Origin of the sequence: Chryseomicrobium aureum, assembly GCF_016909155.1 — a bacterium.
GTDB lineage: Bacteria > Bacillota > Bacilli > Bacillales_A > Planococcaceae > Chryseomicrobium > Chryseomicrobium aureum.
Map to the genome: position 1 here is coordinate 1 of NZ_JAFBFG010000005.1, position 16,103 is coordinate 16,103.

17 protein-coding genes are annotated in these 16,103 nt (G+C 41.5%); 9 read left to right on the plus strand and 8 right to left on the minus strand.

All coding sequences use genetic code 11. From position 1 onward, the window contains the following. Together JOD03_RS05550 and JOD03_RS05555 are read left to right on the plus strand one after the other, a co-directional pair. Positions 1-249, plus strand: a 249-nt coding sequence (locus JOD03_RS05550; RefSeq protein ID WP_204589851.1) for a hypothetical protein, incomplete at its 5' end; no start/stop codon positions are given. A 223-nt stretch (positions 250-472) separates the two neighbouring features. Further along, positions 473-694 carry a hypothetical protein gene (locus JOD03_RS05555; protein ID WP_204589852.1) on the plus strand — a complete coding sequence of 74 codons (222 nt, stop codon included), beginning with the start codon at positions 473-475 and terminating at the stop codon, positions 692-694. Positions 695-1,779: 1,085 nt separating this feature from the next. Here the strand turns inward: JOD03_RS05555 and JOD03_RS05560 are convergent. Continuing rightward, positions 1,780-4,440, minus strand: coding sequence for an HAD-IC family P-type ATPase (locus JOD03_RS05560; protein WP_204589853.1), 2,661 nt, complete (start codon positions 4,438-4,440; stop codon positions 1,780-1,782). 82 nt (positions 4,441-4,522) lie between these two features. Next, complete coding sequence (locus JOD03_RS05565) at positions 4,523-5,464, minus strand: IS30 family transposase (RefSeq protein ID WP_204589854.1); 942 nt, start codon at positions 5,462-5,464, stop codon at positions 4,523-4,525. A gap of 282 nt (positions 5,465-5,746) precedes the next feature. On the opposite strand from JOD03_RS05565, the gene JOD03_RS05570 reads away from it, so the two are divergent. Next, positions 5,747-6,457, plus strand: a complete 711-nt coding sequence (locus JOD03_RS05570; RefSeq protein WP_204589855.1) for a hypothetical protein — start codon at positions 5,747-5,749, stop codon at positions 6,455-6,457. Positions 6,458-7,232: 775 nt separating this feature from the next. Here the strand turns inward: JOD03_RS05570 and JOD03_RS05575 are convergent. Then, positions 7,233-7,433 carry a CsbD family protein gene (locus JOD03_RS05575; protein ID WP_204589856.1) on the minus strand — a complete coding sequence of 67 codons (201 nt, stop codon included), beginning with the start codon at positions 7,431-7,433 and terminating at the stop codon, positions 7,233-7,235. Between the two features lie 122 nt (positions 7,434-7,555). Between JOD03_RS05575 and JOD03_RS05580 the strand changes: the two genes are divergently transcribed. The 5 genes from JOD03_RS05580 to JOD03_RS05600 are packed head-to-tail and all read left to right on the plus strand — an operon-like array spanning position 7,556 to position 11,006. Continuing rightward, the gene (locus tag JOD03_RS05580; protein ID WP_204589857.1) at positions 7,556-7,759 is read left to right on the plus strand and encodes a PLD nuclease N-terminal domain-containing protein; all 204 of its coding nucleotides are present in this window, start codon (positions 7,556-7,558) and stop codon (positions 7,757-7,759) included. Then, positions 7,756-8,658: an ABC transporter ATP-binding protein gene (locus JOD03_RS05585; protein WP_204589858.1), complete on the plus strand. Its 903-nt coding sequence runs from the start codon at positions 7,756-7,758 to the stop codon at positions 8,656-8,658. Before JOD03_RS05580 ends, JOD03_RS05585 begins: the two co-directional genes overlap by 4 nt. Next, positions 8,655-9,437 (plus strand): ABC transporter permease, encoded by a 783-nt coding sequence (locus tag JOD03_RS05590; RefSeq protein WP_204589859.1) that lies wholly within the window; start codon positions 8,655-8,657, stop codon positions 9,435-9,437. The genes JOD03_RS05585 and JOD03_RS05590 overlap by 4 nt, the downstream gene beginning before the upstream one ends. A gap of 12 nt (positions 9,438-9,449) precedes the next feature. Then, positions 9,450-10,166, plus strand: a complete 717-nt coding sequence (locus tag JOD03_RS05595) for a CBS domain-containing protein (protein WP_392455102.1) — start codon at positions 9,450-9,452, stop codon at positions 10,164-10,166. A 36-nt stretch (positions 10,167-10,202) separates the two neighbouring features. Beyond that, positions 10,203-11,006, plus strand: a complete 804-nt coding sequence (locus JOD03_RS05600) for a metallophosphoesterase (protein ID WP_204589861.1) — start codon at positions 10,203-10,205, stop codon at positions 11,004-11,006. A 128-nt stretch (positions 11,007-11,134) separates the two neighbouring features. Here JOD03_RS05600 and JOD03_RS05605 read toward each other — a convergent pair whose 3' ends face one another. Further along, positions 11,135-12,178 (minus strand): acyl-CoA dehydrogenase family protein, encoded by a 1,044-nt coding sequence (locus tag JOD03_RS05605; protein ID WP_204589862.1) that lies wholly within the window; start codon positions 12,176-12,178, stop codon positions 11,135-11,137. Positions 12,179-12,200: 22 nt separating this feature from the next. After that, positions 12,201-12,728 carry a DUF4242 domain-containing protein gene (locus JOD03_RS05610; RefSeq protein WP_204589863.1) on the minus strand — a complete coding sequence of 176 codons (528 nt, stop codon included), beginning with the start codon at positions 12,726-12,728 and terminating at the stop codon, positions 12,201-12,203. Positions 12,729-12,874: 146 nt separating this feature from the next. On the opposite strand from JOD03_RS05610, the gene JOD03_RS05615 reads away from it, so the two are divergent. After that, the gene (locus JOD03_RS05615; protein WP_204589864.1) at positions 12,875-13,318 is read left to right on the plus strand and encodes a winged helix-turn-helix transcriptional regulator; all 444 of its coding nucleotides are present in this window, start codon (positions 12,875-12,877) and stop codon (positions 13,316-13,318) included. Positions 13,319-13,338: 20 nt separating this feature from the next. Here the strand turns inward: JOD03_RS05615 and JOD03_RS05620 are convergent, their stop codons facing one another. Genes JOD03_RS05620 through JOD03_RS05630 form a run of 3 tightly spaced genes read right to left on the minus strand, consistent with a single transcriptional unit; the run spans position 13,339 to position 15,885 of the window. Further along, positions 13,339-14,100: an ABC transporter permease gene (locus tag JOD03_RS05620; protein ID WP_204589865.1), complete on the minus strand. Its 762-nt coding sequence runs from the start codon at positions 14,098-14,100 to the stop codon at positions 13,339-13,341. 6 nt (positions 14,101-14,106) lie between these two features. Then, positions 14,107-15,069: an ABC transporter substrate-binding protein gene (locus tag JOD03_RS05625; RefSeq protein ID WP_204589866.1), complete on the minus strand. Its 963-nt coding sequence runs from the start codon at positions 15,067-15,069 to the stop codon at positions 14,107-14,109. A 30-nt stretch (positions 15,070-15,099) separates the two neighbouring features. After that, positions 15,100-15,885 (minus strand): ABC transporter ATP-binding protein, encoded by a 786-nt coding sequence (locus tag JOD03_RS05630; RefSeq protein ID WP_204589867.1) that lies wholly within the window; start codon positions 15,883-15,885, stop codon positions 15,100-15,102. Positions 15,886-16,103: the final 218 nt, after the last annotated feature.

Genomic DNA, 16,103 nt, shown 5'->3' on the forward strand with positions numbered 1-16,103 from the left:
AGCGCCGATGGTAGTTGGGGGTCTCCCCCTGTGAGAGTAGGACGTCGCTGGGCAACAGAGAAGAAGGTCATCCCGTCAGGGGTGGCCTTTTTTGTGTGCAAAAAAGTAGACATAATCTATTCCCGCGCTGTTTGTTCATCTGAATTCATCATTTTGATTTTCATGAAAAGTCTTTTTTCATTAAAAAGAAATGCATCCTCTACAAACTTCTACCTAACAAAAGTAGAAATTTCCCTTTTTGTTAGATAGTCTACTTATTTTCTTGATAAGATTTTCATTACTAAAACTGCTAATTTGCATGTGTATAAGAATCGTTTAGAATAACAAAAGTTAAAGAACTTTATTAGTAAAAACTTGAATGTCAAAGAACTCTTTCTAGGAAGACCTTAAATGTTCCAATGCCTTTCTATGTACCAACACAAACCGGATCTTACCTATCGATGAGTTGACGGAGCGTTATCATGTAGTAAATGTGTTAGAGAATAAGGGACAGCTCGCCACTGAATACAAAAAGGTAGAGGATATCGTAGAAGTGACGAAACTTGATGAAGGAAAATACGCTGTGACGATCGAAGGTGGAGAAAGCTCGCAACGGACGTTCTTTAAGAAATCCGAGGCTGAACGTTTCATCGATAAATCAGGTATTGCACAGTCTCTCAATACAGACAAATTCTTGAGTCAGACAAAGCACTAAGATGTACCAATACTTGAACAACTCAACTCGAATCATCTGAATGCTCAACTTGCGAAGGTTATTAAAGCAACCAAACCTTCAAGCCAAATCGAAACACGGGATTACGATAGGCTGGCAACTTGTTAAGAATCCTCAGATTCAATCAAAGATGGATTTTGAGAAACATTTAGAGGGTTTAAATCCCCATCTAAGCTCGACTAAAGAGTTGAAGCATACATTTTTACAATTAAATCGAGATACTAAAGAACAAGAAAGAGAGCTTGAAAGATAGTTTTCTCCCCTCAGAAAAAAATTCTGAGGGGATTTTTTTACAGATAGCTAAATCCGCTTATTCATCTAAAAGTTTAATAAAAAGATTTTATAGTAACCAAATAACATTATATAGATTTCAAGTTATATCTAGTATTCAGTTAGAGGTTATAGTTGATTATATTCACAATTAGTTTCATTATAAAATAATAATCAATGAGTTAAATAGAATTCATAATGAGAGCGTAAAATATCTTGTGTAAATAACTATGCAAGGAATTCTTATAGTGTATGAAGTTAATATATGAGGAATTATCGATAGGGAAGTGATTTTATTGAGGTCACTTCCTTTGCTGTTCGTTTAAGTGTACTTATACGAATTGTTTACTTTCAAATTAACTTACTAGATTTCAACAATAAACCGGTTCGTTCAAATTTAATCAAGTGAACAGCAATGAAGAGACAACACTATCAACTGTCTATCTTAATAAACGCTAAGTATGTGATGGTAAGCATTAAATGACGTTGCTGCGCTTACAACAGTAATCTGTGTAGTTTGTTCAATGTACATAGGAGCCCTTTTAACATTTTCATCATCTAAACAATATACATAAGATATCCTCACAAAGTTAAACTATAGATGTTCTGTGAATTATTCAAAGCTGTATCCGCAAAATTAAAATTTTCACATTTTTTTATACATAACTTAAAGTAAAAGCAAGCTCAAGAATAGCAAGACGACTCATCTAAAACTGAAAACCAATGAGTTCATCCCTTCTATTCCAGAACTTGCTGTTAACTAAAACCAGTATTTTGTTTCATTTCTCTGGAGTGTATCAAGTCCTTCTTTTCATAATTAATCGAGTAATCGCTTTCTCTAACTCGATGATACTGAAAATCACAACTCCGAGTGCTGCTGGAATTATCCAGTACTCAATTCCAAGCGGTACGGTTCCAAATGCAGTGTTCATAAAAGGCACGTAAAGGATGAGCACCTGCAGGAGAATAAGCACTCCAGACACGAGAAATGCAACTTTGTTTTTGAAAAAGTTCTTGTTAAACGCGAAACCTGTTTCATTTCGTACATTATACAGATGGAACAACTGCAGAATGACAATCGTATGCAGCACGACGGAATTGAGCAGTGCCTGATCATTCGTTTCATTTAGCAGCAATCTATAAAACCCAAAGGCAGTACCACCGATTAAAAGAGAGACGAAGATGATGCGGAAAATATAATAAGGTGTAAGGAGCGGTGTTTTTATTGGGCGTGGCGGCTTGTCCATCGCTCCTTTTTCCAGGGGCTCAAATGCTAAAGCAAAAGAAACGGTAATTGCAATCACCATGTTAATCCAAAGAATCTGCACCGGTGTAACCGGCATAACAGTGGCTCCGATTAAAATCGCGATGATAATTAAGAGCGCCTGCGCACCGTTAGTTGGCAGTAAAAACAGAATCGTTTTCTTCAAATTTGCATAGACTCTGCGTCCTTCCTCGACTGCTCCAACTATCGTTTCAAAGTTGTCGTCTACAAGGACCATTTGTGCCGATTCCTTTGCAACTTCTGTTCCTTTTATACCCATCGCAACTCCGATGTCCGCACGCTTCAGCGCAGGGGCATCGTTTACTCCATCGCCTGTCATTGCAGTAACATTGCCTTTTTTCTGTAATGCTTTAACGAGGCGAAGTTTATTATTGGGACTTGTTCTCGCAAACACATCGTTAGATAGAACAGACTCTTCCAGTTCTTCGTCCGACATTTTATCAATTTCTCTTCCTTCAATTCCATTTTTTCCATCACCAATACCTAACTGGCTGCTGATTGCAAGTGCTGTATCAAGATGGTCCCCTGTGATCATCTTGACGCCGATACCTGCTCGGTGGCAGTCTGCAACAGCGGAAATTGCTTCCTCACGTGGCGGATCGATGATGCCTGTCAATCCAAGCAAACGAATGCCGCTGGTGAGGTCCGCGTGCTCAATCTCCTCTTTCATCTTGTCCACTTCAATGACCCCAGCTGCAAGTACACGCTCTCCTTTGGATGTTCTGCTGTACATTGCTTTTTCCCAGGGCTCACGTGTGAAGTCCCCAGCTGCTTCTGCCATATCAAACAGACGATCTGGTGCACCTTTTACAAAAATCCGCTTTGTATCCGCCACTTCAATTAACACAGCCATGTACTTATAGTCAGAATCAAAGGGAATTTTAGAAATGATGGAATGTCTCGGAATTGGAGCAGAAGCTTTTTCAGCAACAGTTAATAGGCAACCCTCTGTCGGCTCTCCGCTCATTGTCCACGTTCCGTCCTCTTCTTGCTGCAGAGAAGCATCGTTACATGTTTTCATTGCAGTCAGTAGCTCATATATCTGCGCGTGTTCCTTTACTTGCAATACAGACCCATCCTCGAGTATTTCTCCATTCGGATCGTAGCCAGTGCCAGTCACTTCGTACATTTTTTCATTTGTAAGCAGGGTGGTGACAGTCATTTCGTTTTTTGTCAGTGTCCCGGTTTTATCTGAGCAGATGACAGAAACAGCGCCAAGCGTTTCCACAGAAGGAAGATTCCGCACAATGGCGTTGCGCTTCACCATATTCTGAACTCCGAGAGCCAAAATAATCGAGATGATTGCCGGGAGCCCTTCCGGAATCGCTGCTATAGCGAGACCGATAGTGTAGAGCAGCAAGTCCGTTGGAGCATAGTCGCGGAAAAAGAATCCGAATGCGTAGATGAATAGTGAAGCACCGACGATAAACAAAGCAATTGTTTTACCGAAGCGGTCCGTCTGATTCATAAGCGGCGTTTTCAACTCATCTACTTCACTGACTGACTCATTAATTTTTCCTATTTCCGTATCTTTACCGGTAGCTATGACGACACCGGTTCCGCTTCCTGACGTGATCGATGTGCTCGAGAAAAGCATGTTTGTTTGGTCACCTAATACAGTATCTTCACTCAAAGGACCGGTCTGCTTTCTTGCAGAAACAGATTCACCGGTAAGTGCGGCTTCTTCTGCCCCTAAATTCGCAGCAGTTAGAATTCGAATATCTGCCGGTACTTTATCTCCTGCATTCAGTATCACTATATCCCCTGGAACCAGATCTGCAGCTTCAATTTCCTGGCGTTTTCCTTCTCTGATAACTACTGCATGAAGAGACAGCATGTTTTTTATTCCTTCAAGCGCTTTCTCTGCCTTGCTTTCCTGCAAAAACCCAATGGTGGCATTAATTACGGCTACTAATACAATAATCCCCGTGTCAATGTAGGACCCGAGCAGAAATTTAATAACTCCTGCTACAAGCAGAATATAGATCAGAATATCATTAAAGTGTTTGAAAAATTTAACGAAACTATTCTCCGCTTTTTTTTCAGGCAGTTCATTTTTTCCATACGCTTCTAATCGCTCTTCAGCATTTGAAGCGGTGATCCCCTGATCAAAATCCGTCTTTAACTCTTCTACAACGTCTTCTACTGATAGAGAAAACCACTTTTTGTTCATAACTCCTCCTTATAGTGAATTTGACTTTTGATATAATTAACCGAGTATATACAATATGCCCGTATATTTGTAAATTGTCAACTCAAGTCGAACGAGGCAAGAAACTCATGAATACCTCAAATGGCGTATTGTAATTCAGTACTTTCCGGGGGACCTGATTGAATACTAGGAGAAAGTCCATAATCTCCTTCTGGGTCATTCGGCTGAAGTCGGTTCCTTTTGGATAGGTGCGGCGAACACGGCCATTGCTGTTTTCGTTGGTGCCGCGTTGGCCCGGCACGCCAGGATCGGAAAAGTAAACGGGAAGTTCCAGGGCCTTCTCCACCTCGACCCATCCGTGGAATTCCTTGCCCCTGTCGGCGGTGATGGATTTCACCATTTTCTTTGGCAGGTTTTTCAACACATGGATGATTGCCTGCGTTGTTTCACTTGCCGTCTTCGCAGCCAGCTTGTAGATAATCTCAAACCGGGTGGTGCGTTCAGTCAATGTGAGGATCTGGCTCTTGTGCGACTTGCCGATGACGGTATCGACTTCCCAATGTCCCACCTGGCTTCGTGGCGCCAGACGTGCATGAATCTTTTTCAGACGGGGCATCTTGCCTCGCGTCTCCACTTCATTGTTCTTTAACTTTCTCCCTTTGCGGATCAGAAGCTTTTGGGACAGCTTGAACAGGCCGAGTGCAGCGTACCGGTAGATGCTCGAGACACTGATAGGAAAGGGTTTCTTATGCGTTTTCCAGTACCGTCCAACGATGCTTTCGGGCGACCAGCCCAACTTCAGTTTGGACAGGATATAATCGACGTCTTCTTGATTAACTGATCGTCTGGAGCCGCAGTTTTCACGTTTGGCATCGTAGTCAGCCTGCGCCAAAAGGGCGTTATACGGCTTACAGTGTTTCAACTCATAGTTGATGGTGCTTTTACTTCGTTTCAACTGTTTCGCCATGTAGGACAGCGATTTTTCTTCTAGGCAATAACTCTCGATTAGCACACGTTCCCGTGATATAATGTGGGCATAGCTCATTTGGGGACACTCCTTTAGTTGATTCGCGTTAACTATTGTGTACCCATTTGAGCTATTTTTAATTTCTAACCGTTCGACTTAATATGATAATCTACAATTAATTAAATAATATTCATGTTTTTTGAAATGTGTGAATTTTTTATGACGTTAGAGTGCTCTTATAACAGGATTTCCAATTTAGAGTGACGCTTTTATTCGAAATAAACGAACTGCAAATGTATAATATATGTATACATATTCCTTGAAGAAAAAAGGGATACCATTCTGACTGGAGGTATAATAATGTCATTTATTCCGTTTGTCGTCGGGATCGTTTATATCATCATTCATTTTTTTGCTAATGTACTCCTCCCGTCAGAAAGATTAAAGCGGATCAGATGGTTTTCTTTTTCCGGGGGACTTGCTGTTTCTTACATTTTCGTATACCTACTCCCAACGCTTCATAAAGAGCAGGCTAATATTGAAGAGCCTTACCGTCATTTGACCATGGAATCGGAGATTTATTTTGTTGGACTTATCGGCGTCGTTGTTTTCCACGGACTTCAGATTGTTATCACACAGAATTATGTATCCCATACCTCCTCGTTTTGGTCCGCGATTTCTTTTTACGCATTATATAATGCCCTCGTTTCCTTTACAGTTCTTTCTTTTGAAGTTTCTGTTATTCAGGCAATCTTTTACTGTATAGCGATCGGCCTGCATTTCATTGCAGTAGCGCATGATATGTGGAGAGAATTCCCTGTAGAATATAATAAATACGGAAAATACGTACTTGCATTGGGAATCGTCGCCGGCTGGATTTTTGCCCTTACTGTAAACCTAAGCCCTATCCTAAATTCAATTGTTTTCGCTTTTATCGCTGGAGCAATGATGTTTCACGTATTTACACATGAGTTGCCAAGCGAAAAAGAAACTCACTTTCCTACTTTCGCAGTTGCTGTCGTCATGTACTCTGCCCTTACGATGTCTTTGAAATTTTTCTTCGAGTGGTAGAAAAAGTGCGATCGGTTTTCGTGTTGTTTTATGTACCTAAGAAAAAGGCTGTTCACATCCCGCAAAAAGCCCTACTATAATTAAGCAGACATCCTTAGAGAATGATAATCATTAAGGCAACCTGCTTATTTATTTAATGCTTGTAAGAAATTATCTTAATATCACTCAGAATTTTTAAATATTAGGTTTACATATGATAATTTATCGGTAGTAGCATTAAATGGAATAATAGAACAAAAGAGGAAGACGGATGCTGATTGACCCTTTTAAAGTTATCAATGTCTAACGTAAAATAACCGAACAGTTCTTTATGTGATTCTATATTTCTAGTAAATACTGATCTGTCAGTGGTCGAACGCCAGTTTACAAAGATTAAATAAGAAATTAAGAGTGATGACTTCTCAGTGGCAATCAATCCCGGAGTCCAGGTCGTCATTTCCCGGGCTATCTGAGTTTTCCCGAGACCCGGCAACGAAGATGAAAGTGCTCTTCTTTCAGCTTACGTGGGGAGGCTCGGGGAAACTCACCCAGGAAATGGCGGCCTGGATGGAGGGATTGACAGCTAAGAAACACCTCCACCTGTCCTCTTCGTTCTTACTTTAATCTTTAGAACAAGCATCGTAAGATGGATCTGGCTTTTTGAAATACATTCCGCTATACCAAACGTCTTAAGATGAATCTAGCAGTTGTTTTTATTCAAAAATAAAAAGCACAAGACACGCTACTCAACGTGTCTTGTACTGAAAACATATAGTGAGAGAAACATATCCGTCAATTAACGACGATCCTTCGTAACATCTTCGAAATCTTGCTGTACTTTTCCTGCCTTTTCTTGAACATTCCCTTTAAGCTGCTCTTTCTTCCCTTCACGCTCCAGTGAACGGTTATCTGTAGCATCTCCTACCGCTTCTTTAATTTTACCCGAAACTTTTTCAAGTTTACCTTCAACTTTATTCGTGAATCCGTCTTTTGCCATTGTAAAATCCTCCTTAAAAGTTCATTCTAGTTTTAATAATACCCTTCTTACCAAAAATCAAACGAAACGAACTGACATCTAAAACGTATACTTAAATAAGTACTAGACTAGGGGGAAGAAAAATGCAAATGACACTTAGTGAAATTCCGTGGGGATTGGTAGCACCTATTCTAATTTTGCAATTTATTCTTATAGTAGTTGCGCTTATTGACTTAGTTCGAATTGAAGCAACAAATGGCCCGAAGTGGGTGTGGGCGATTGTGATTGTTTTAGGTAACTTGATTGGTCCCATCATCTATTTTGCTGTAGGGAGGAATGCGCAATGACAGGAACGATTCATGTAGAGAATTTAACAAAAAAGTTTGGCCAAGAGACGGCTGTAGAAGATGTTAGTTTTACATTGACACCTCATACAGCAACGGCATTGATTGGTCCGAACGGCGCTGGGAAGACGACGACATTATCAATGCTTACGAAACTATTGGATCCGACATCGGGAACAATAGTTGTAGAGGGACGATCAGATTATGATTACCGGGATAAGATTGGTTTTCTATCACAATATCCAAAGTTCTATGGGTGGATGAATACTTTAGAATATTTGGAAATGGCCGCTCGTTTAAGCGGTGTCGATGCAAAATCGGCGCGAGTAGAATCTGAAAAAGCATTGCAATTTGTTGGCCTTGGCGATGTCATGAAGAAGAAAATTGCTGGGTTTTCTGGTGGGATGCGGCAACGACTAGGTCTAGCACAAGCTATTGTACATAAGCCACACTTTTTATTTTTAGATGAGCCTGTATCTGCGCTTGATCCGATTGGTCGAAGAGAAATGCTGAACTTAATCAAAGAATTGCAGCAATCGACCACCATTTTATACTCCACACATATTTTAAATGATGCGCAGGAGATGACGGATCAATTGCTGTTCATGCGCAAAGGGCAACTAATTGAGCAGGGGTCTTTGCGTGATATTCAGAAAAAATACGAAGATGCACATTATGAAGTGCATTTCACAACGGCGGAAGATGCGGCGAGCTTTGTAGACGCCTCGCTCCTTCCCGCACGTCAAGAAGACCATATTGTGTATATCGCAATCGAGCAGGAACAACCTACGATGCAGGAAGTTCTTCATCAACTCGTTAGACAACAACATGCGATTACAAAAGTAGAACGCGCACGTGTTAGTTTAGAAGACATTTTCTTAAAGGTGGTGAACGGACGATGAACCAGTTCTCAGTGTTGGCTTTAAAAGAATGGCGCGAAGTCGTCCGCAGTTTCAAATGGCTATGGATTCCAATTGTTTTTATTTTGTTAGGGATCATGGAACCTGTGATTACATATTTTCTTCCGCAGATTTTAGAATCTGCCGGAAACATGCCGGAAGATGCGGTTTTTCAGCTTCCTGATATGACACCTGAACAGATTTTCTTGTCGACATTAGGACAGTACCAATTTATCGGGATGCTTGTAGTTGCTTTTGCTTTCTCAGGATTGATTGCGCGAGAACGAAAGAATGGCACGGCTGCATTTTTATATGTACGGCCTTTGTCGTATCCATCTTATGTTTTAAGCAAATGGGCAGTTAGTAGTGTCGTCCTTATCGGCAGTTTCATTCTCGGTATCAGTGCGAGTGCCTACTACATCATGCTGTTGTTTGGCGAGTTTTCGTTCACGAACTTTTTGGGGCTAGTAGGCGTCTACTCATTATGGATTGTGTTAGCGATTAGCCTAACCCTTCTCATGAGTGCTCTATTTACTCCTGGAATCGCGACAGCCTTGTCCCTGTTTCTTATTGTATTCTTTCCAATGATCGACGGTTTAATTTTCCGGTATTGGCCGTATACGCCTTGGAAACTTGCCAACTATGCCGGAATGATCATGGTCGGTGAAGCGTCAACCTCGGATGTTGTCTGGACGATTGCTATTGCTGTACTTCTAATTGCTGTTTGCGTTACGCTATCCATACTTATTTCAAAACGACGAGCTGCAAGCGTCACTATCTAGGGTGGGATGAAATTGGCACAGAAGAGTCCGGAACGTAATTCAGACCGATTTATTTCGGCATACAATCGAATCGATCAAGAGATGAAAGAGATAGCAGGGGCAAAAGAACACCATTCTTTTTTCCGTTTAATCGATATGGCCAAAAAGAAAAGCGCTGTTATTCGTCGGTACGAGGCAGATTTGCGCGAATATGGGGACTTGCGAAATGCGATTGTCCACCACCGTACATCGGTAGAATATGTGATTGCGGAGCCACATGATGATGTTGTAGAGAAAATGGAAGAAATCGAGCAAGCTCTTCTTCATCCAAACTCAGTAGGTGAAATTTTTCAGCGAAACGTACTTACATTTCAATTGGGAGATTCGTTAAGCTACGCTCTTAAAATCATTCGTGAGAAAAAATTTAATCAATTTCCGGTCTATTTAGGCTCAGAATTTAAAGGCCTGATTACGCCTGTCGGAATCACGGCATTTTTGGCCAGCAATATTAAGGAAGACACCATTTCTCTGCGAAAGACAACACTTGCAGATATTCTGGTACATGAGAACAAACGAGATAATCACCGTTTTGTCCGATCGAATACTTCAGCTTATGTGGCGGAGGAAATTTTTAAATCGGAACTTTCTAGAGGCCATCGTTTAGAAGCTTTGTTAATCACTGAAGACGGTGCGTCAGCAAGTGAACTGATTGGTATCGTCACCCCGTTCGACATATTAAAACTAAATTAGCTATTTCCCGGGAAATAATTCAACAAGGAATGACATATGAAAAAATTAGCAGTGTTCATAGCAGTACTAGCAGTTTTAGTTGGTAGTTTTTATTACAGCAATACAGGTCTTTCGGTAACAGAGATGACATTACAGGTTGGGGAAGAAGGTGCTTCCTTAGAAGGTCTTCAGATTGCGCATGTTTCGGACTTACATGACGCCACATTTGGTGAAGAGCAAGTAGATCTGATTGATGCAGTAAAACAGAAACAACCAGACCTCATTTTTATAACAGGCGATTTAATTGATAGTAATCGGTATGATTTGGAGCAAAGTCTAGCGGCAGTTCGGGGATTTGTTGATATTGCGCCTATCTATTATGTCACGGGGAATCATGAGATTGCTACAGGTGAAGAAAACGCCATCAAATCAAAATTGACGCAACTTGGCGTAACAGTGCTATCAAATGAACTCACGACAATCTCTTATCAAGGACAGTCAATTGAGATTTTAGGAATTGAAGATCCGCTGAGTGGCACCTCTGTTTCAGATGTATTATCTCTTCATCCACGGAGTGAGCTTCCAAGACTTACATTGTCGCACCGTCCTGAAGTGTTTGAGGACTATGTCGCAGCTAGAGAGCAGCTCGTGTTTTCAGGTCACGCACACGGGGGACAATTGCGCATCCCTGGAGTTGGTGGATTGATTGCACCTGGACAAGGGTTCTTTCCGTCCTATACAGCAGGTGTTTATGAAGAACAAGGGACACAAATGATTGTCAGTCGCGGGCTAGGAAACAGTCTTTTTCCATACCGTATTTTCAATCGACCAGAAGTCATTTTCATTACACTAGAACGTTAAAAGGCTAGTTCTCATAATTCCAGTTCTACTATTTACGATTTACCTCACAAAAAAGGCAAAGAACTTTGTAAAGAGTTCTTTGCCTTTGAATTTACCTATTGAAATACTACTAGCTGCCTTCTTCAGAATCAGTTTGAGTGAAGGAGTTTTTCTAAATGTTTTACCGTAGGAGTCAGGTTTAACAAGAAATAGGACTCACGCAATCTCCGTGACGGACCACTAGACATTAAATAACCTGCCCCTCCTTGATGCAACATCGTACCGTGAGTAGCTTTGGCTGCCAAATAAGCGACATCAAGCCTTAGCTTGAGTAACTCTTTCCAATCCTCAACACTAGGACCGGCTTTTGCTATAGCGTAGACGCTGTTTTTTAGCGTAACCAATTGTTCCTCAAGTTCTTCAGACTGGATCGGCAAGTAACTATTACACCCCATCTGTTTATTGCAGACTTGGAGAATCGAGTCAATGGATCCTCTCGTGACCCCAAACCCTAAGGGAGTTTGATAAAGAACAAATGCAGGTCGGATTATAGGGATGAATACGTCAGCATCTTCTGCCGCAATCCAATTGTCCGGAATCCAAACCTCTTCAAACGAACATGCAAAAGTAGCACTACCGTTGACTCCCAAATACTCCGCTTTTGCCTTTAGAGACAAGCCCTCTGTTCGGCAGGGAACAATAGCCATTATGCGTCTCGTGTCATCCACTTCGGCCACTATTCCAAACCAGTGGTCGTCACCTAAGTTCGAGACTGAAGGTAACTTCCCTGAAATGATATAACCGCCGTCCACCTTCTTCGCCCGCAAATGTAGCTTTTCAAGTCCTGCATAATATTTCATCGGGTTTGAGAGCCCTGTGGCACCTAAAATTGAGCCGTTTTCAAATTGTGGCAGTAGATGTTCCTTCAGATGAAGGTTTGTACTTTGACGGATGTAGGTCATCGCAGCCAAATGGCACCAAAAATTAAATGCCGTGGTCATACATACCTTCGCAATTTCCTCTACCATCATCACCTCACGTGAATAGGGAATACCTTCAGAAGAATCGAGGAACCCATTTTGCCCTAAACTTTTTAAAAAGTCAGATGCATAATACGCCTCTGTATCGATTCTCTTCACATATGGCTTTAATTTTTCAGCAATCAGCTCTTGCAAACGGTCTGTGTGTGCCACAGGAACTCCCCCATTTCCATACTTACGATAGTTCAGTCAATGTATCAATCGGTGCCATTACAGCCTCACGCGCCTTCTTAACGGTTGATTCATCAGGAGAATCATAGAAGCATAGACATTTCGTCATATCTTCACACACATAAGTGCGGGAGAACTTCACTTCAGGGACCTCATCATAGTGAACCGAGTTCTTCGATTTTCTTTCTAAGTAAGCATCCATTGTAAGGTTCTCTGGAAGGTTCCACTCTACCAAATAATTTACCGTTTCCGCCTGTTTTTTCACTTCTTCTAAATCCGTACCGACCAGTCGAACCGGTTTGATCAGAGTGACCGGAACTTCTAGTTTGCGTAATGATTCATTCACTAAAGTTCGTTCTTCAGCTTCGATAATGAAAAAAGCACGTGATAAGTCTTTTGCTACCTGGACTTCGATCAAACCAGCACCTTGAGTGCCAATTTCGTCACGAACAGCTTCTACTTTTTGCTCGAAGGATGCCTTGTCCGTGATAGTGCCATTAAAAACAGATTCGACTAGATATAAAGTGGTCATTGAAATTCCTCCTTTTGATTCAAAATCCAACCATTGAAGTGGGATATCGATTAAAGATTATTTTAAATGACTAAGTAATAAAAAACAACTTAGTTGTATCAAAATTTTCTATATGATTAAATAAGTAATAATGGAGGGAGCACAACATGCGCGAAACACGATACAATTTGCCTTGCAATATAGCACAGACTTTAAACTTGATTGGGGACCGCTGGACGTTACTCGTCCTCCATGAGATTTTGGTCGGCACAAAGACTTTCAATGATTTAAAAAAAAAACTGCTAGGAATCTCATCGAATATACTTTCTGACCGATTGAAGCACTTAGAAAAATCGGGACTCGTCCGTTCATCTCTTTATTCGGAGCATCCACCTCGATACGAATACGCTCTCACAGAAAGCGGGAAGGCACTAGAACCCGTATTTAATGCCATGGTTCTATGGGGGAGCGAGCACCTGGACCCTTGCTATAAAAAGCTAGTCCATACTACTTGTCAACATGAAGTGGAGATTGCCTATTATTGCCCCCATTGCGAAGAAAATGTAACACAGCTCGAAACGACTGTTTTGAGAGATGAAGTAACAGAGTAGAGCAGAGATGCTCTACTTTTTCATGTGGCCCGAATACCCCATTGTCTATTGATCCATCTTTCGAATACCCCTACTACCTTATCTAAAAGCAAACCTAAGACCCCTATAAATACAATTCCCGCCATCACAAAGTCTAGCCGCATGGAATTTCGTGCATCCACAATGAGATAGCCAAGTCCAGATTGTGCCCCGACCATTTCACCAGCTACTAAGAATATCCACGCTGTTCCCACTGCTATATGAAGTCCATTCGCAATGAATGGAAAGGCTGCAGGGAAGATCACCTTAAAAAGGAGCGGAAACCCTTTCACCTCAAAATTCTCAGCCACCTTTAGATAACTGGCATCTACTTTACGGACTGCCCCAACTGTTGATAGCAGAACAGGGAAGAAGGCAGCAATAAAGATGATGACGATGGCTGGAATATCCCCGATTCCAAACCATAGGACAATAAATGGGGACCAGGCGATGGGAGATACAGGTCGAATCACTTGGGCAATCGGGTCGAGTATGCTCCAAAGCAGTGGTAGTCTTCCCAATAGGAGTCCTAGACCGACAGCAATAACAACAGCAGATAAATATCCTAGCAGGAAACGATAGAGGCTAACTTGAATGTGTGTTATCAGTGTCCCATCTTGTATGAGACTCAAAATGGCTGCACCCACTGCTAGTGGCGGTGGGAACAATACAGCATCGTAATTGCCAAAGGTATAGACCATTTGCCACACAGCGATGAGGAGTATAAAGCCAATCCCTGCCGGCGCTAAAAATTTTAGTTTCATTTGTCGTCACATCGCTTCATCTAGTAATGAGTGGTCTACAAAATCAGTGTAACTTGGTGGATTGTCCATAAGCCCCATTTCTATGAGACTTGCACGTAATGCTTCATACTCATCTTCTCGAATCACCAGATCATCATACGCGATCCACTCAAATGATAAATCCAATACCTCTTCTTCGACGTTCATATATTTTGATGACATTTCATGTGTATGTTCATCTTTTGCTTCTGCCACTTCGCCGGCAGCCACATAGTAATTGACGAACTCCTGAGCGACCTCTTTCTCGTTTTGAATGAAATCATTACGAAGCACAAGAGTACAATCGATGGAGTTCTCCCAGACATCTTGATCCTGATACAGGACTTTGCCCTTTTCAAGCGAGACGGAAATAGCACCAAATGGCTCAGCCACCACGTAGCCTGCAATACGGCCCTCAGCAAGAGCAGCTGGCATCTCTGCAGGTGGTAGTTCAATGACATTCACATCTTCATACGCCATCTGGTTTTGCTGTAGCATTTGGTACAGCAACACATTATGCGTAGAAAATTTATGAGGTATGGCAAAGTTCTTTCCTTTCAAGTCCTGAGCTGTATCGATTGAAGGGTCTGCAACAAATACATTGCCGTCACGATGTCCCAGGGCTACTGCTTTAAGATCGATTCCCTGCTCTTTTGCTCTCATCGCTAATGTGACGAGGACAGAAGCCCCATCAATACGGCCTGTATTCAAGGCATCCATCAACTCAGGCCATGAACCAAACTTCACTAATTCCAATTCAAAATTTTTATAGTCTTCTAGCTCTTTTTCGATGTACAACGGTACAGCATGAGTTATGGGTAAATACCCTATTTTGACCACGCGTTTTTCATCGTTTGAACCAGAGGATGAGCTATTCTCCGTACCGCAAGCCGTGAGGACCAGGGCAAAAACCAAAAGTAGTGTGAGTAGCAATGTGAATGATTTTTTCATCGGATTCTCCTTATTGAGTTTAGTCATTGGTCAAATATGAAATTCTATGGCCGATTCCTGTCGGCTGAAATGGAATTCATCCAATATTTGTTTGCGGTATGCATAAAAATCCGGATGACTTCGATCGCGAGGTTTCGACAGTTCAACATGGATCTCATGGTGAATACGACCTGGATTGGAATGCATAATAAAGATGCGATCAGCTAGATAGATAGCTTCATCAATGTCGTGAGTCACCAACACGATAGTAGTTTGTTCCTTGGCTTGTATGTTGAGTAGTTGATCTTGCAGATGGTATCGATTAAATGTATCCAACGCAGCAAATGGTTCGTCCATCAAGATCAGTTCGGGCTGTGGTGCGAGTGCCCTCGCTATCGCGATACGTTGTTTCATACCGCCTGACACTTCATGGGGAAACATTTGACTCTTGCCTGAAAGACCTACCAGGTCAAGATAATGGCGTGCTCTTTCTGCTCGTTCTTTGGCTGATAGAGAAGAACTTTCGAGACCGAATTCCACATTTTTTAACGCGGATTTCCACGGAAGCAATCCGTAGTGCTGAAAAAGCATGATTGCTTTTCGGCTAGGTTTTGTAATGGGCTCATTCTGCAGCTTCACAAAGCCCTGATCTGGTCTTTCAAATCCTCCAATAATATTTAGAAGGGTACTTTTCCCACATCCACTCTCTCCCAACAGAGCAATAGTCTCTCCCCGTTGGATAGTGAATGAAATGGAGTCAAGAACCTGGTTCACTACTTGGTCAGAGTGAAAAGTCTTTGAAATTTCTTCTACCGATAAAAACGGTGCATCTCCCATACCTATGATCCCAACCTCCCGTTAATTTATTATTCCTATTGATATACTATGATTTAACTTTAGGTTATTTTATTATACTCTGTTGTTTTTTACAACTCATTATTCAGAATATATTAATTAATGTATTAAAATAACCCTAGGGTCTAACGAGGTCTAGGTGTAATCAAGACTTCGGTAGACTCTAGGGTCTTACTGTAGTTATGGGTATATTTGTATCT

Bases quoted from the DNA above. Each gene is read 5' to 3' on its own strand.
- JOD03_RS05630 (WP_204589867.1), bottom strand. From the start codon at position 15,885: ATGGGAGATGCACCGTTTTTATCGGTAGAAGAAATTTCAAAGACTTTT.
- JOD03_RS05590 (WP_204589859.1), top strand. From the start codon at position 8,655: ATGAACCAGTTCTCAGTGTTGGCTTTAAAAGAATGGCGCGAAGTCGTC.
- JOD03_RS05580 (WP_204589857.1), top strand. From the start codon at position 7,556: ATGCAAATGACACTTAGTGAAATTCCGTGGGGATTGGTAGCACCTATT.
- JOD03_RS05575 (WP_204589856.1), bottom strand. From the start codon at position 7,433: ATGGCAAAAGACGGATTCACGAATAAAGTTGAAGGTAAACTTGAAAAA.
- JOD03_RS05615 (WP_204589864.1), top strand. From the start codon at position 12,875: ATGCGCGAAACACGATACAATTTGCCTTGCAATATAGCACAGACTTTA.
- JOD03_RS05570 (WP_204589855.1), top strand. From the start codon at position 5,747: ATGTCATTTATTCCGTTTGTCGTCGGGATCGTTTATATCATCATTCAT.
- JOD03_RS05620 (WP_204589865.1), bottom strand. From the start codon at position 14,100: ATGAAACTAAAATTTTTAGCGCCGGCAGGGATTGGCTTTATACTCCTC.
- JOD03_RS05625 (WP_204589866.1), bottom strand. From the start codon at position 15,069: ATGAAAAAATCATTCACATTGCTACTCACACTACTTTTGGTTTTTGCC.
- JOD03_RS05610 (WP_204589863.1), bottom strand. From the start codon at position 12,728: ATGACCACTTTATATCTAGTCGAATCTGTTTTTAATGGCACTATCACG.
- JOD03_RS05560 (WP_204589853.1), bottom strand. From the start codon at position 4,440: ATGAACAAAAAGTGGTTTTCTCTATCAGTAGAAGACGTTGTAGAAGAG.
- JOD03_RS05600 (WP_204589861.1), top strand. From the start codon at position 10,203: ATGAAAAAATTAGCAGTGTTCATAGCAGTACTAGCAGTTTTAGTTGGT.
- JOD03_RS05585 (WP_204589858.1), top strand. From the start codon at position 7,756: ATGACAGGAACGATTCATGTAGAGAATTTAACAAAAAAGTTTGGCCAA.
- JOD03_RS05565 (WP_204589854.1), bottom strand. From the start codon at position 5,464: ATGAGCTATGCCCACATTATATCACGGGAACGTGTGCTAATCGAGAGT.